This is a genomic window from Rosenbergiella sp. YN46, from assembly GCF_036620675.1.
Classification (GTDB): domain Bacteria; phylum Pseudomonadota; class Gammaproteobacteria; order Enterobacterales; family Enterobacteriaceae; genus Jejubacter.
The window spans coordinates 1-15,949 of record NZ_JAZHEE010000043.1 but is presented as its reverse complement, the minus strand read 5'-3'; the positions used below and the strand labels follow the sequence as shown (position 1 = coordinate 15,949).

Below are 15,949 nucleotides of genomic sequence, written 5' to 3'. Positions count from 1 at the left end.
TGTATCGCATATCCGAATTACATACCGGAGCGTGCATAATGAAACAGCGGATCACCGTGACAGTCGACAGCGATCACTACCAGCAGCTTAAGGGGGCCGGGGTCAATATCTCAGGACTGGTCAGCGCCGCCATGGAACAGGAAGCCCGGCGGTTGCGCGCCGAACGCTGGCGGGCCGAAAACCTTGAAGGGATGGCCGAGGTCGCCCGCTTTATCGAACAGAATGGCTCGTTTGCCGATGAAAACAGGGACTGGTGAGATGCAGTACCGCGTCTATGCCTATAAGCGCAAGGAGAGCCGATACCGCCTGTTCGTCGATGTCCAGAGCGATATAGTGGATACCCCTGGCCGGAGAATGGCGATCCCGCTGGTTAGCGCCAGCCTGCTGTCAGAGCGCGTTTCCCGTGAGCTGTATCCGGTGGTTCGATTCGGCGGTGATGACTACCGACTGATAACCACTGATATGGCCAGCGTGACCACCGCCGTTACTGGCCAGGAACTGGCCGATCTCAGTGATTATGAGAATGTGATTAAGGATGCGATAAAGCTGATGTTTTGGGGGAGCTGAGCCCCGGGCAGTTTGCCGCCCGGGGGGACGTTCGATGCTGTCAGTGCCTTACCAGGGTGGCAAAGTAATAAATCAGTGGAATCGCCAATACCCACAGTCCCACCGGAATGTCACGCCATTTGCCCGCAACGGCCTTAATAGCGATATAGAACAGCAGCCCACCGGCGATGCCAGTACCGAAGCTGTTGGCGATAAGGGTGATCATCACCATCATCAGTACCGGCAGCCCGTCGGTAAAATTGCCCAGATCCACTTTGCGCAGGCCGCTGAACATATTCAGACCGATCAAAATCAGCGCTGGCGCCGTGGCCTCTTTCGGGATCATCAGCGCCACTGGCGTGAACAGCAGCATCAGCAGGAACATGGTCGCCGCCGCCAGCGCGGTCAGCCCGGTTTTGCCGCCGGCTTCCGCCGCCGCTGAGGATTCAATCAGCGCGGTGGCTGCCGGAATGCCAACCCATGGCCCCAGCGCGGCGGCGATAGAGTCCACCATAAACGGGCGATTGATATGCGGCATATTGCCTTCGTCGTCCAGCAGGCCTGCCTCGCCGCCCACCGCCAGCGTCGTCCCCATGGTAGAGAAGAATTCTGAGGCAAAAAAGACGAACAGAAAGGGCAGAAAGGCTATGTTCAACGCGCCTGTCAGGTTAATTTCGCCCAGCACCGGCGTGATGGGATGCGGCAGGTCGATAAAGCTTGCCGGCAGCCGGGTAACGCCTGCCGGAACGCCGACCAGGGTGGCGAACAGGATGGCCCACAGAATGGCGCCCGGCACCCGCCGCGCCTGTAGCGCAATGGCCAGAAACAGGCCGCTCAGCGCCACCAGCGCGCTGGGCGACAGAAAGTCGCCCAGCATCAGGGCGTTGGTTTTAACATTCGCCAGTACCAGCCCGGCGTTACGAAATCCCAACACCGCGACGAACAGGCCGATGGAAGCGGTCAGGCCCAGCTTGATCGACTGGGGAACCGAGCGGGTCACCACTTCACGCAGCCCGAATTTGGTCAGCAGGAAAAAGAGAATTCCGGACCAGCAGGCGATGCCCAGGCCGATTTGCCAGCCGATACCGGCGCTGTCCGAAAGAGTGATGCCGACCAGCACCGAGCCGCCGATTCCTGGCCCGACGATGAACGGCAGATTGGCGTAGAAGGCCATCAGCAGCGAACCGATAACGAACACCACAATGGTTCCGGTGGTGGCGGCACCTTTATCCATACCGCCGCTGGCCAGCAGACCGGGGATCACCACCAGCAGATAAGCGGCGGCAAGAAAGCCGGTTATGCCAGCCAGACATTCGGTACGTATACTGCTGCCGCGGGTGTACAGCGCAAAGCGCCGCTCCAGCCAGCTGGCTGGAGCGGGTGAGTTAACGGGGGTATTGGCCATTATTTGGCTCTCCTGGGCTATCATCTTGTTGTTGTGCGTCAGTCGGTGTTTCCCGACAGTCAATGACAGGATCGACAATCTGGCGGGTGGCGCCGTCGGTTAATCCTAAATCGGTCAGGTGGGGGCCAGCGTTACAGGCCAGGCAGGTGCCTTCGATCGCTTTAAAGACCCGGTAGGGCGGTTCCCAGTCGGCAATATCGGCGCTGCGTTCGCGCAGATTGCGGAAGGCGGCGGCCAGCTCGGCAGGTGGTTTGTCGGAAAGCATCCCGGCTATCGGCATAGCCACATGGGCGATAAGCGCGCCGTTTTGCGTAAGGGCCATGCCGCCGCCGCTGGCGATCAGGGTATTGGCCGCCAGCGCCATATCCTGCGGGCTGCGGCCTAACACGACCAGGTTGTGAGAATCGTGCGAATAGCTGGTGGCGATGGCGCCGCGAAGTTCGCCCCAGCCTTCCAGCAGCGCGATTTGCGGCTTCGCGGCATGGCGGCCGTGGCGGTGTTGCACCCAGATAAAGCTAAATCCGTCGGGCAGTTGCACGCAGCCGTTGCGGATCAATACCTCTGCTTCTCCCCACCGGGTAAAGCGCGCGCCGCGAATATGGCGCAGCCGCGCCTCGCCGTGCTGAATATCGCCGATACGCAGGGTGAAATCTTCGGGAGATAGTGGGGCGAGACGCAGGGTATCGCGTGGCGGCGCAGCTTGCGCGCCCGTCACCGGCTCCAGCATGACACCATGCTGCGCGACCAGGCGACCCGCCGCATAGACGCGCTGCGCCTGGAGTTGCTCCAGAGAGCCGAACACCACCAGATCGGCGCGACGACCGGCGGCGATCAGACCGAGGTCGTTACGCTGCAGGCGGATGGCGGCGTTGAGCGTGGCGAAGCGTAACGCGTCCACGGCAGGCAGTCCGTGTTCGATCAACAGATTAAGCAGCGCGACGATGCCGCCTTTTTCCAGCAGAATATCCGGCGGCACATCGTCAGTACACAGGGTTATCTGGGAAGAGAGATGGGGCAGCGTTTTCAGCGCCGCCACAATTTCCGGCAGCAGATAGGGGTGCGAACCGCGTATCTCCAGGGTCAGCCCGGCACGCAGCTTTTCCAGCGCGTCAGCGCCGGAGGTAAGCTCATGATCCGAGGTAACCCCCGCCGCCAGATAGGCCTGGAGATCCTGGCCGCTCAGGCCCCGGGCGTGTCCTTCAATTAATTTACCGCTGCGCAGTCCGGCTTCCAGAATCTCCTGCATCCGTTCGCTGCCGTGCAGAATACCGTGCATATCCATGACTTCCGCGACGCCGTGCACTTCATCCCAGCCGAGCATGGTTCTCATCTCTTTGCCAGCGAATTCCGCGCCGGAACACTCCAGCCCGGGGGTAGACGGTACGCTGGAGGGCGCGGCCACCATGACCTGCAGCGGCAGGTTGCGGCTGGATTCGACGGCGTAGCAAACGCCTTCGATGCCCAGCACGTTCGCCAGTTCGTGAGGATCCCAGAATACGGCTGTGGTTCCCTGAGCCACGACGATTTCGGCGTAGCGCGCCGGCGGCAGGTGGGAACTTTCCAGATGCACATGGGTGTCTATCAGCCCGGGAGTAACCCAGGCGCCGGAAAGAGTATGGGTTTGATGCGCGTCATGGCGGCTGCCGGGAGGGTGGACGCTGGCGATAAGTTCGCCAACGATGCCGATATCCGCCGGACGCGTTTCGCCGGTGGCCATATCGACGATGTGAGCGTCGGTCAGTAACAGATCGAAGGCGATTTCGCCACGCGCCGCCTGTACGGCCCGGCGGCGGGTTTCAGCTGAGGTGGGCATAGGGGGCTCCCGGCAAAAACGGACAGAGCCGCTACTTTAAGAGCAGGGCAATCGTTTGCCCAGCTGAATAAATTTATCGGCCGATAACAAAGCGTTATGCTGGATAAAAATGACACCGGAATCGCCCCATGACAGAACCCTGGCAGCGCCTGCCCGCGCTTTCGCTCAAGCAAATCCAGTACTTTGTGACGCTGGCCGAGTTGCGCCACTTTACCGATACCGCCAGTCGGCTGGCGATTAGCCAGCCCGCTTTAAGCAGCGCGCTGCGCCAGATTGAAGGCGTGCTTGGCGGTAAGCTGGTTAACCGCACTGCATCGTCGGTATCGCTGACCGAACTGGGCATGGCGATTCTGCCTCACGCCCGGCGGGTGCTTGGCGCGGCGCAAATAGGCTTTCACGATATGCAGCAGGCGGTGGAGGCGGGCGGCGATGGTACGCTGCGGATCGGCCTGATTCCATCGGTCAGTTCGCTGCTGTTTCCCGTGATTCCACAGCGCCTGGCCCAGGCGTTCCCGCGCCTGCGGGTAGAGTTTGTGGATCGCGCGAACGATGCGCTTATGGAGAGCCTGCAAAGCGGGCGGGTGGATTTTGGCGTCGGCGCGCTGGATAGCACGGTGCCGGGCGTGCTCAACGCTTTTCCGCTGCGTGAGGATCCCTTTGTCGCGGTGCTGCATCGCGACGATCCGCTGTCTCAGTCGGCGCATCTTCCCTGGAAACAGCTGGCCGCGCGCGATATCGCGATGTTCTCAACCGGCAACGGCCACCGCCTGGTGGCGTCGCTGGTCGAAAGTCAGCGCCTGACCCTGCCGGTGCGCTACCGGGTGGATTACATCGAAACGCTGTACGGGCTGGTGCGTTCACGACTGGCCGTCGCCATTCTGCCGCACCTTTACACCACGCACCTTAACGATCCAGAGCTCAGAGTGGTGCAGCTGCAACAGCCGGAACTGACCCGCACCGTGGCGCTGTTGCGTCATTCACAACCGCTGCCGCCGCTGATTGAACAGTGTTTTCAGCTGTTACGCAGCGCGCTGCGTTAAGCCGGGCTACGCCAGTTCCAGACGCGCCAGAATTTCGGCCAGCTCCTGACGCGCTTCCCCTTCCAGCGCCCGTAATGGGGCCGGTAAACAGGGGGTGGCCGCCAGTCCCAGAATTTCAGCGGCGCTGGCGATGCAGCGCAGGCTTCCGTAGCGGGTGAACAGCGCCCATAGCGGCGTCAGCCTCTCTGAAAGGGCGATAGCCCCGGGCGGTTCGGCGCGGGTTATCTCCAGCGCCTGCTCCGCAAACAGCCCGCCGAGCACCGAGTACCAGGCGTCGTATCCGGCATTCAGCGCGGTGGCGGCGCAGGCGTCGCCGCTGACGCCCAGGCTAATTGAGCCTGGTAGCAGCGCGCGTAGTTTTGCTACCCGCTCCCTGGCGGCGTCGGGATTGGCGGGCGCGCCCGGAATTTTGAACGATGCCACACCCGGCAGTGCGGCGATGCGGGCATACAGGGCGTCGCTAAACTCAAAGCGGGTGACTCTGGGATTGTCATAGACGCAGAGCGGCAGGGATGTCTGGCGGGCGACCGTCTCGTACAGATGAAACACCTCCTCTTCCGTTAGTGGCTGGTAAGAGAAGGGGGCCAGTAGCACGCCGCTGGCCCCGGCCTGTTCGGCTTCCCGGGCCAGCCGGATGACCTCCCGGGTGCTCAGGGCGCTGATGCCGACGACAACCGGAATACCTTCGGCGGTGGCCACTGCCCATCGGGTAACTTCAGCGCGTTCCTGCTGGCTTAAGTAAGGCGCACAGCCGGTGGAGCCCAGTATGCTGATGGAATCGACCCCGGCGCGGTGTAACCGTGCGATCAGGCCGACAAACGCGGCTTGATCCGGGCGCCCGTCGCGCAGCGGGGTTAACGGAAAGGCGCTCAGGCCGGTAAATATCGACACGCGGTAACCTCCGGGAGCGGAAAATGGCTTTTCAGGAATATCGCTAAGCGTAGCGGATAATCGGCCATGGGATGGAGAAAATAAACGGGCAGTCTTATCCGCTAACTGAAATGGTTGTTTTACTGATGCTGGCGCCGGGCATCATCAGCATCAACCCCTCGCACAGTTTGTCTCCCGCTTCCTGCAAGGCGTCCAGCGGCATCTCCGGCAGGCTTTCCAGAATAAACCACATACGCTCGTCGTCGGCGCACAGACGGGTTCTGACGCCCTGACGCCAGTTCCAGCGGCGGCAGGTAACCCCTTTATCGTCGCACCACACCACTTCGCCGGGTTCCGGCAGCTCGTGAGCCAGTTCGCCCTCTTTCACGGTGTCGAACAGTTCGGTGCCGTTAGCGATCTTCAGTCGTGGTTCGCCCACGTAAGCCGCAATATTTTCGCCGCCGACCGGAATGGCATATTCAATACTGATGGCGTTATAGAGATCGACCACCGGATCGATGGCGGGCAGGCTGCCGTCGCGCTGAACGCGTTTCAATAACGCCGCGGCGGAGCAGGGCGTGCGTTTGGGTTTGGCGCCAAAGGCTTTAAAGACCGCATCCCAGGCGGACAGATGCGCCTGTGCCCAGGGGGCGTCACCGTTGGCGATCGCAGCACAGGCGTGATTCAACGCCTGCTGGCCGACATCGGGATTCTCGACGGGAGCGGCGGCCACCGCGATGCTGAGCGCCCGAAAGCCGGGGGCCAGCGCGGCGATTTTCGGATCGATTGACGGCGTTACGCAGAACATATGATAATCCTGTATTGACTATTTTATACCATAGTAACGACCGATGACCAAAAAAGTCAATAAACCGACCGAATCGGGTGCCGACATTGAACGCGTCAGCGAAGCGGTGTCGCTGCGGATAAAAAGTACCCGCAAGGCACAGCGGCTGTCACTGGACGAGCTTTCAAAGCGCGCAGGCGTCAGTAAAGGAATGCTGGTGGAAATTGAGAAGGGCAGTGCCAACCCGAGCATCGCCATTTTGTGCAAGGTTGCGGCAGCGCTGGGACTCTCGGTGGCCGACGTGGTGAACGTCACCGGCACCCCTGCGGCCTACCTGATTGAGGAAGAGGAGATTCCGACGCTGTGGCGTGGCGAACAGGGGGGCACCGCCCGGTTGCTTGCTGGTACCAGTGGGCCGAATATGATAGAGCTGTGGCGTTGGGAGATGTTTGCGGGCGAAGCTTTCCGTTCGCCTGGCCACCCCCAGGGAACCTTTGAACTGTTACACGTCGAAGAGGGAACCCTGACGCTGATATTGGGTGACAGCGTACTAAGCGTCGCCGCTGGCAGCTCCGCGGTAGCCAGAACCGACACGGCCCACGCCTATGAAAACCGCAGCGGCGAGCGGCTGGTTTTCACGATGACGGTTGTCGAACTCCATCCGTAATCCATACCTGCTCATAAACAGCGCTGCTGTCATACAGGGAATGGCGGTGGCGTTTTTTATTCACTATACATATTGTGCTGTTTAATTATGTATTCGGATATATTTATATCCTGACAGCAATGCTGCATTTATCATCAAATGAAAATAAAGTGTTACAGCCTGGTTTTCTTGTATGGTTAAATGTTCTTTTCGCTTCCAGGAGCGGAATGATGATTATGAATAACTAATAAATTAGTTTACTATTTGCCTGCTAATATTGTATGTCTAAGATTTAACTTGGATGACAATAATTCCTAAAGTGCGCACTCTTCGAAATTGAGTTGTTAGTGTGGTCTGTTATTAATTCATTGAAATTTATTTGATTTCCCTACTGTGGCGTTTTTTTTACTGCGTTGGTTTATGCAAGGCTGGCTTTAATACGCTTGTTGGCTGTTGTTTTTGTATGGCTTTGGATTATAGTTACTTACTGGTATTTATTATCGAAAAGGTTATCTGATTATTAATTAATTGCTTTCGCTCAGGCTTGTACTACGGTTTCTTAGTGTTCTGTGAGTGCCTTCAGTGACATATTTTCTTATTTTCTGTTGGTGCTACTATTATTTTTATCGCGGTTGATAACTAATGGCTGGATATCTTTTTCTGGTCTGTTTTTACTCGGAGGAACAATGAATAAGTTTCAGCTTTCAGGGCTGGCTCTGGCGCTGTCTCTGGCATCAGCGGCCTTTATTTCGGTTCAGGCACAGCAGATCAAAACACATCCCGTCAACGTTAACGCACCTTTTAAATCCTCGATACTGACCAGCGGACTGGATGCGCCATGGGATATGGTCTGGGGGCCGGATAACTATTTGTGGGTGACTGAACGCCAGGGGAAGCGGATTACGCGCGTCGATCCGAAAACCGGGAATAAACAGGTCGCAATCACCATCGATGCGGTACACGTTGGGCCACAGCATGAGGGGCTCCTGGGGCTGGCGCTGTCGCCGAACTTTATGAAAAAGGGCGGTGATAATTACGTTTATACCGCCTATACCTATATGGATGGCAGCGAGGAACACGCCAAAATCATCCGTCTGGAATATGACCCCAAAACTCATACTCTGGGCAATGAAACCACGGTACTGGCCGGATTCCCGGCGGGCCATGACCATAACGGCGGGCGCCTGCGTTTCGGGCCGGACGGCAAGCTGTATTACACTATTGGCGAGCAGGGCCATAACCAGGGGGCCAGCTTCTGCAAGCCGAATATGGCCCAGCGCACGCCCACTCAGGCCGAACTGGATAACAAGGATTACGCCTCTTATGCCGGTAAAACGCTGCGCCTGAATACTGACGGTTCTGTTCCCGATGATAACCCGGAGATCAACGGCGTTCGTAGCCATCTGTTTACTTACGGTCACCGTAATCCGCAGGGACTGGTATTTGTCGGTAAGACCCTCTTTTCTACCGAACAGGGGCCTTCTTCGGATGATGAACTCAATATCCTTGAGCCTGGCGGTAACTACGGTTGGCCTCACGTAGCGGGTTTCCGCGACGATCAGGGCTATGCTTACGCCAACTATTCGAAAGCGAAAGATTGCGCGTCGCTTACCTATGACGCCAACTATATTCCCAAAGGGGTACCGGTAGAAAAAGAGACCAGCTGGAATGCGCCGAATTTTAAACCGCCGATTAAAACCTTCTTTACCGTACGCAGCGACTATAACTTCCGTGATGAACAGTGCGGCAAGCTTGCATATCTGTGCTGGCCGACCATGGCACCTGCCAGCGTTACCTGGTATCCGAAAGATGGGGTCATTAAAGAGTGGCGTAACTCGCTGTTAATTAGCTCGCTGAAAAACGGCGCGCTGTACCGGGTGCCGCTGAATGCCGATGAAAAAGGAGTGCAGGGCGATGTGGCGAAGTATTTCCGCAGCGTTAACCGCTACCGTACCGTGGTGGTCAGCCCGGATACCCGTAAGATCTATATTGCGACCGATGTCAGCGGCAATGCGCTGGATATGAACAACCAGCCGGCTAAGCAATTGAGCAATCCGGGCGAAATACTGGTGTTTGACTATACAGGCAACTAAAACGGCAGGTAATCTGTCGCTACGGGCGCCGTATGGCGCCCGAATAATATTGATAATTTTCTTTTTTAGACGTCTTTTCGCATTATGGATAGCAGAATGAAAAAAATACTCGTCGGCGTGCCGCTGATGCTGACTCCCGCTGCCGCCGTCCTGGCGGCTGGCGGCGACGGCTACCAGGAGAATGAACAGACCATGGTGGTGACGGCGGCACCGGATAATGGATTATCGCCGCTAACGGCGCCGGGCGCGGTGAGCGTCGACTATGGCGACGATCTGCGCCAGGCCAGGCCGCAGGTCAACCTCTCGGAAGGGCTGAGCGACGTGCCCGGATTACAAATCCAGAACCGTCAGAACTATGCCCAGGATCTCCAGCTTTCACTGCGTGGTTTCGGTTCCCGTTCCACCTTCGGGGTGCGCGGTATCCGTATTTACCAGGACGGTATTCCCTCCACCATGCCAGACGGTCAGAGCCAGATCTCCAACGTGGATTTAAGTTCGGTGGATCGCATCGAAGTGCTGCGCGGCCCTTTTTCCGCGCTTTACGGCAATGCCTCCGGCGGCGTGATTAATATCACCACCGAGCGTGGTCGCCAGCCGACCACGCTTTCCACCAGCAACTATTATGGCAGCTATGGCAGCTGGCGCAGCGGCGTCAGGCTGAGCGGCGCGACGGGGGAGGGCGATGCGCCCGGCGATCTCAACTACGATCTCACCACTTCGCGTTTTTCCACCCACGGCTTTCGCGATCGCAGCAGCGCTCATCGCGATCTGACCAATGCGAAGCTGGGGGTCAATATTGACGATCGCAGCAGCCTGACCCTGACCTTTAACAGCGTCAATATTAAAGCCAACGATCCGGGTGGGCTGACGCGGGAAGAGTGGCGCAGCGATCCGCATCAGGCGCCGCGGGCCGAGCAGTACAACACCCGTAAAACTGTCAGCCAGTCCCAGCTCGGCCTGCGCTATCAGCGTGCCGTTACCGATAATGATGACTTCAGTATGACGGCCTGGGCCGGGATGCGCGAAACCGTGCAGTATCAGTCTATCCCGTATTTTGTTCAGCAAGGTAGCCGCCAGCACGCCGGGGGCGTTATCGATCTGACCCGCCATTATCAGGGCATCGATACCCGCTGGACTCACCGCATGACCGAAGGGCCGCTGCCGGTGTCCTTCACCGCCGGTATCGATTATGAAACCATGACCGAGCAGCGTCGTGGCTATGAGAACTTTATCTACAGCAACGGCCACTACACCCTGGGGGAGAAGGGCGATTTGCGCCGCAAAGAGCGCAACCTGATGTGGAACGTCGACCCCTACTTACAGACCTCGTGGCAGCTAACCGAACGGTTGACGCTGGACGTCGGGGTGCGTTACAGCTCCATCTGGTTCGACTCTAACGACCACTACGTGGTGCCGGGCAACGGCGACGACAGCGGCGAGGCCAGCTATCATAAATGGCTGCCCGCCGCAGCGCTGAAGTACTCCCTGACCGACGCCTGGAATGTTTATACCTCCGTTGGGCGCGGCTATGAAACGCCGACCATCAACGAACTGTCTTACCGTAGCGACGACCAGAGCGCCCTGAACTTTAAACTGAAGCCTTCCACCAGCAATACGGTAGAGGTGGGCAGTAAGATGCGGGTGGGCAACGGGCTGATTAGCGCCGCGCTGTTTGAAACCAATACCAGCGATGAGATTGTGGTCGCCAGCAGTAAGGACGGACGTACCAGCTATCAGAACGCGGGCAAAACCCGGCGCCGTGGCGTGGAGCTGGCCTGGGATCAGCAGTTTATGGATAGCTGGCGCACGAAGCTTGCCTGGACGCTGCTGGACGCCACCTACCGTGAGGATGCAGGCGCCAATATTAAAAGCGGCAACCGAATGCCGGGAATCGCCCGCAACAGCCTTTACGCCTCGCTGGGCTGGCTGCCGGAGCAGGGCTGGTACGCGGGTGGCGAAGTGCGTTACCTGAGCCGTATCCAGGCCAACGATGCCAATACGGCTTCGGCGCCGGGCTACACCACCGTAGGGCTGAATACCGGCTATAAATTCGTGAAAGATAACTGGCTGCTGGATGTCTGGGGGCGGGTCGATAACCTGTTCGATCGCGACTATGTCGGCTCGGTTATCGTTAACGAGAGCAAAGGCCGCTACTTTGAACCGGCTCCCGGGCGTAACTACGGCGTAGGGATGACGTTAAGTTATCGCTTTGAGTGATAAAGAAGGGCGCCCCTCTCCCTTCCAATCGGGAGGGGGCTTAGGGTGAAATCAGGCCTTCACCGCCGTAATCATCACTTCGACCAGAATATCCGGGCGAGCCATTTCCGCCTGGACTGCGGCCCGAGCCGGGCTGTGGCCTTCCGGTAGCCAGGCGACCCAGGCTTCATTAAAGGCGGCGAAATCGCGGGAGATATCCTTCAGCCATACCTGAGCGGAAAGAATATGACGGTTATCGCTGCCTGCTTCGCTCAGCAGGTTGTCGATCTTCTCCAGCACTTCCCGGGTTTGCAGGCTGATATCTTGTTCACTACTTTTCGGCGTCTGGCCCGACAGAAAAATCAGATCGCCCCAGCAGACGCTGGCGGAAAGTCGCGGTTGGGGGTTATTGCGGGTGATTTTCATGTTATGGCTCCCATGTAAGACCTTGTAGAGAGATGGATGGCGCTTCGCCATGGATCAGCGAGCCAAGCACAGTCGCGCTTGCGGCGGCAAGCGTAAAGCCCAGGCTGCCCTGACCAAGATTCATCCACAGATTTTGATAACCGGCGCGCCCCAGCATCGGCGGGCCTGCTGGTGTGGAAGGGCGCAGACCAGACCAGGTTTCGGCCTGCTCAAGCCCAGGTAATTCGGGGAAACTGGCGGCGACAATGCGTTTCAGCGCCTGGATGCGCTCCGGACGGATTTCATCGCTATCGTAACCGATGTCGACCATCGCGGCGATACGCAGTCTGTCGCCCAGGCGGGCGTAGACCACCTTATGACCGTAGTCGGTCACGCTTACGTCCGGAGCCAGTCCGGGCCGTTGCGGATAAGGGAGCGTCAGGCTATAGCCCTTCAGCCCGTACAGTGGCACCCGTATTCCTGCATTGCCCAGCAGCGGGCCGCTGCCGTTTCCGGCCGCCACCACAAACTCATCGCCGTCGATATCACCCAGGCTGGTTTCCAGCGCGCGAATCCGATTCCCCAGGCGTTTCATACCCCGTACCTTGCAGCGGGTGGTCAGGGTAAAGCTGGCGCTGTGGGTCAGCTTTTCGAGTAGTGCCAGGCAGAATTTATAACAGTCTGCGGTTTCATCTTCCGGTGAATAGATACCCCCGCGAATTTGTTTGCCAATATGGGTCAGGGCTGGCTCCAGTTGAATACAGTCATCACGACTAAGATGCTGCTGAAACTGAGGATCGATACCCTGAACCGCTTTATTCAGGGAATCATCATGGCGGTGAATAATTAATTTTCCCGAGCGCCGCCAGTCGAAGTCCGCCAGATTATCCTCATCGCGCCACTCCTGTATTATCTGGCGGCTGAGTAGCGCCAGGCGCAATATATGGGCGCCGTTGATTTTATTCGTCTGACGACGGCAGGCCCGCAGAAATTGCAGTAGCCAGCACCACTGCTCGGATGACATTCTCAGGCGCAGATTAAGCGGCGAGTCGACTTTGCCCATCCATTTTATGCCCTGTAATGGCACGCCGCGGTCGGCAAGGGGGGCCACATAGCGATAGCTGAGCTGGCCACCATTGGCGAAGCTGGTTGCCCGAGCGGGTAGGGCGTTACGCTCCAGCAACTGAACCTGATACCCGCTTTTAATTAACGCCCAGGCCGTCGCTAACCCTATAACGCCGCCGCCAACCACTACAATACGCTTATTCATAACCTGACATTTCCGCTAATCAATGCGTTATTTATGTCAAAGCATTTACCGGTATTACGCAATTGAATTTTTATTTTCGGGGTATAACTCCAGGTTAATTTCCTGCAACTGATCGCGCAGCCGCTGGCAGAGAAAGTCGACAAATTTTTGGACCATCGGGCTCAGGGAGACATCTGTCCGGCGCAGCAGGCACAGGTTAATCATCAGCGGCGGGGTAATGGGGTGGATCATTTGCGGCGCCAGGTTGTGACGGGCGGAAAAGATATCGGTAATGCTGCATCCCATGCCGCGCTTCACAAATTCGGTGGCCATGTAGTAGGTCTGCACGTTCAGGCGGGTGGTGGCAAAGTTGCGGCGGGCGGCAATGGCGGCCGAAAGCGAATGGGCGCCGGGATAGATCCAGCGTTGCTGGTCGATCTCTTCAATAGTGACCGTTCCCTGGCGATAGTCCCTGTCAATGTACACCAGCGGCGTGCGGGCAATGGCGGTAGCGGTGATATCGCTCTGCTGGATAGGCTGAAAAGTGAGCGCCAGATCGATCTCACGCAGATCCAGTTTTTTGACAAGCGTCTCAGTATGGTCGGTACTCAGCGTCATCACCAGATTGGTGTTCTGCTGGTAGAAGTCGGTGACGATTCCTGGCACCAGGCTCAGGCCCAGACTTGGCAGGCAACCCAGCGCGATTTTGGCCCGCGGATCCCGGGCCAGATTGTCTGCCAGTAACCGCAGGTTATCCAGATCCTGGTAGACCGTTTGGGCCTTTTCGAACAGCGTCAGCGCTTCGCTACTGGGCAGCAGCTTGCCGCGCACCCGCTGAAACAGCGGGAAGCCCAGTTTTTGTTCGGCACTTTTCAGGGCCTTACTGGCGGCGGGCTGGGAAATATTCAGCGATTCCGCCGCCCGTGAAAGGGAACCGCAGGTCATCACGGCGTAGAAGATTTCCAGGTGGCGCAGCTTCATCAGGAGTTAACTCTGGGTTATAGGCGGCAGACAAAAAATCATTTTTGGTGGCTTAAAAATTAACATAAGTTTAATAACCAATCAGCAAGATGTTTACTTTTACTGCTGAGTTGCTGCTCAGGCGGCGTCCATGATTCTCAGAACGCTACCCGCTGTACCCATTCTCCTCACCCATAACGATAACGAGGGAAGATAAGTTCTGAGCTGGTTTTAATTTGGCATTTAAGGAACCTTATGAGTGACTCAACGCTTCCTGGCAGCCCACCAGCCGGGCGTAATATCACCCGCAAAAATATCATTACCGGTTTGTTGCTGACGCTGTTTGTTGTGACCGCCATCTGGTGTCGGGCCCACCCTGGCCATGAGCTGGGGCTGCTGGGATTTACCCCCATTGTCGCCCTGGCGCTGCTGAGCCTGGCGGGAATGGATATCGTGCTGGCGGTGATCTCGTCGATAGCGATCGCCATGATAATGACTTCCACTGGCCTGCCAGAAATGGGGGCTATGCTGGCGAAGTCCACCGGCTCTTTTATCGCCACCGTGGGGCTTATTATTATGCTCGGTGCCGGAGTGGGGGAGGTGGCGACCCGAACCGGTGCTGCGGTGGAGCTGGTGAAGTTTGTGGTGCACCGGATAGGTCTTTCGAGCCAGACCCGGGTTAAGCTTGGCATTATGGCGTCGTCGGTGCTGATCTGCGGCGCGCTGGGCACCATGGCTGGCGGTAACGCCATTATTGTGGCGGTAATTATTCCGGTCGCGGCGGCTGTGGGCCTGACGCCGCCGACGGTAGCTGCGTTGATGATGACCGCTGGTTCGGTGGGACTGTTTACCGGCCCTTTTACCCCGAGCACTGTGACTATCCTTAAGCTGGGCGGGTTGAGCTATCCCGAATATCTGCTCTGTGTGGGGTTACCGATGAGCGCTGTGACGCTGCTGACAGGTTGGTTGATGGCGGGGCGAATTCAAAAGATGACCGCAGGCAAAATGCGTTACGAGGTCTCTCTTTCCATCAGCAAGGGGAGCGCACAGAGTCCGGCCCGGCAGCGGCGCAGTCGCCTGAGTGCTCTGGCCTTTGCCGCCACTATTATCGTGATGGCGGTTGTTGGCGTGGTGATTCAGGCGGGCTTCAGCTTCGCGATTATCGTTATGCTGCTGGTGGCGTTAATCACCGGGCTGGTGGGGGGGCTGGGGCCATCCGCGATTTTACAGGCGCTCTATCACGGCTGCGGGCGGTTGGTATGGATGTTTCTTCTGTACTGGCTGTATAACCCGATACTGGAACTGATGGATAGCCTGAACGCTTACCAGGGGCTGTTGAGCTACACCCAGCCACTGCTGGAGGGCATATCCCCGGCCTGGCTGTGCTTCTTTATTTTTGCCTTTAATATTATCGGCCACGTTCCTGGTGCCGCAGTAGCACAGATGACCTTTACCCATAAGATCTTCGGCCCGATGCTGATGGCCGCCGGGGTACCGCCCCAGGGAACCACTGCCGTGCTGCTGGCGTCGAGTCAGGTGGACTGGTTTGGGCCGTTTCCGTCCTCGGATATGTTTGGCCAGATGGGGCTGGCGCAGTCCACCCATCTGAAATATATGCTGTATAACGGTTGGGCCATTGTGCTGGCGAATATTGTTCTGTTTGCAGTGCTGTTTCATATTCTGGTGTGAGTGGGGAAGCTAATCTTCTTCTCATCATCGCAGGGCGGGCCGGGGTGAGGGTGACAGGCGGCTCCGGTGCCCGGTTTCAGAATAAAAGCGGCGAATATGGCTATGCGGTGGGCTGTTCCGTTCACTGCCGGGAAACTTTCTCTCCCTTCAGGGAGAGGGCCGGGGTGAGGGTGACAGGCGGCTCCGGCGCCCAGTTTCAGAATAAAAGCGGCAGAATATGATGATGCAGTGGGCTGTTCCGTTCACTTTG

At 57.8% G+C, this 15,949-nt stretch carries 14 protein-coding genes; 7 read left to right on the top strand and 7 right to left on the bottom strand.

Annotated features, from left to right (window positions below; all coding sequences use genetic code 11):
- Nucleotides 1-38: 38 nt before the first annotated feature.
- Nucleotides 39-257, top strand: a complete 219-nt coding sequence (ccdA, locus tag V3W49_RS20215; RefSeq protein WP_500147784.1) for a type II toxin-antitoxin system antitoxin CcdA — start codon at nt 39-41, stop codon at nt 255-257.
- 1 nt (nt 258) lies between these two features.
- A complete protein-coding gene (gene ccdB, locus V3W49_RS20210; RefSeq protein ID WP_500147798.1) occupies nt 259-567 on the top strand; it encodes a type II toxin-antitoxin system toxin CcdB in 309 nt (102 codons plus the stop codon).
- Between the two features lie 40 nt (nt 568-607).
- Here ccdB and V3W49_RS20205 read toward each other — a convergent pair whose 3' ends face one another.
- Both V3W49_RS20205 and V3W49_RS20200 read right to left on the bottom strand, forming a co-directional pair.
- Complete coding sequence (locus V3W49_RS20205) at nt 608-1,951, bottom strand: NCS2 family permease (protein ID WP_500147783.1); 1,344 nt, start codon at nt 1,949-1,951, stop codon at nt 608-610.
- Nucleotides 1,932-3,764, bottom strand: coding sequence for an adenine deaminase (locus V3W49_RS20200; protein ID WP_500147782.1), 1,833 nt, complete (start codon nt 3,762-3,764; stop codon nt 1,932-1,934). The genes V3W49_RS20205 and V3W49_RS20200 overlap by 20 nt, the downstream gene beginning before the upstream one ends.
- Before the next feature lie 128 nt (nt 3,765-3,892).
- Between V3W49_RS20200 and V3W49_RS20195 the strand changes: the two genes are divergently transcribed.
- Nucleotides 3,893-4,804: a LysR family transcriptional regulator gene (locus V3W49_RS20195; protein WP_500147781.1), complete on the top strand. Its 912-nt coding sequence runs from the start codon at nt 3,893-3,895 to the stop codon at nt 4,802-4,804.
- Between the two features lie 6 nt (nt 4,805-4,810).
- Here the strand turns inward: V3W49_RS20195 and V3W49_RS20190 are convergent, their stop codons facing one another.
- Both V3W49_RS20190 and V3W49_RS20185 read right to left on the bottom strand, forming a co-directional pair.
- Nucleotides 4,811-5,689, bottom strand: a complete 879-nt coding sequence (locus V3W49_RS20190) for a dihydrodipicolinate synthase family protein (protein WP_500147797.1) — start codon at nt 5,687-5,689, stop codon at nt 4,811-4,813.
- 100 nt (nt 5,690-5,789) lie between these two features.
- A complete protein-coding gene (locus tag V3W49_RS20185; RefSeq protein WP_500147780.1) occupies nt 5,790-6,482 on the bottom strand; it encodes a B3/B4 domain-containing protein in 693 nt (230 codons plus the stop codon).
- Nucleotides 6,483-6,525: 43 nt separating this feature from the next.
- On the opposite strand from V3W49_RS20185, the gene V3W49_RS20180 reads away from it, so the two are divergent.
- From V3W49_RS20180 to pqqU, 3 genes are all read left to right on the top strand, one after another.
- Nucleotides 6,526-7,128 carry a helix-turn-helix domain-containing protein gene (locus V3W49_RS20180; RefSeq protein WP_500147779.1) on the top strand — a complete coding sequence of 201 codons (603 nt, stop codon included), beginning with the start codon at nt 6,526-6,528 and terminating at the stop codon, nt 7,126-7,128.
- 665 nt (nt 7,129-7,793) lie between these two features.
- On the top strand, nt 7,794-9,200 hold the full coding sequence (locus V3W49_RS20175) for a glucose/sorbosone family PQQ-dependent dehydrogenase (protein WP_500147778.1): 1,407 nt from the start codon (nt 7,794-7,796) through the stop codon (nt 9,198-9,200).
- Nucleotides 9,201-9,296: 96 nt separating this feature from the next.
- Nucleotides 9,297-11,417, top strand: coding sequence for a TonB-dependent receptor PqqU (gene pqqU, locus V3W49_RS20170; RefSeq protein WP_500147777.1), 2,121 nt, complete (start codon nt 9,297-9,299; stop codon nt 11,415-11,417).
- Between the two features lie 51 nt (nt 11,418-11,468).
- Here the strand turns inward: pqqU and V3W49_RS20165 are convergent, their stop codons facing one another.
- From V3W49_RS20165 to admX, 3 genes are read right to left on the bottom strand one after another with little or no spacing between them, the layout of a single operon-like run.
- A complete protein-coding gene (locus V3W49_RS20165) occupies nt 11,469-11,822 on the bottom strand; it encodes a RidA family protein (RefSeq protein WP_500147776.1) in 354 nt (117 codons plus the stop codon).
- Between the two features lies 1 nt (nt 11,823).
- Nucleotides 11,824-13,071, bottom strand: coding sequence for a D-amino acid dehydrogenase (locus V3W49_RS20160; RefSeq protein ID WP_500147775.1), 1,248 nt, complete (start codon nt 13,069-13,071; stop codon nt 11,824-11,826).
- A 54-nt stretch (nt 13,072-13,125) separates the two neighbouring features.
- Entirely contained in the window at nt 13,126-14,031 is a 906-nt protein-coding gene (gene admX, locus V3W49_RS20155) for an HTH-type transcriptional regulator AdmX (protein WP_500147774.1), read from the bottom strand.
- A gap of 234 nt (nt 14,032-14,265) precedes the next feature.
- On the opposite strand from admX, the gene V3W49_RS20150 reads away from it, so the two are divergent.
- Nucleotides 14,266-15,699, top strand: coding sequence for a Na+/H+ antiporter NhaC family protein (locus V3W49_RS20150; protein WP_500147773.1), 1,434 nt, complete (start codon nt 14,266-14,268; stop codon nt 15,697-15,699).
- Nucleotides 15,700-15,949 lie beyond the last annotated feature (250 nt).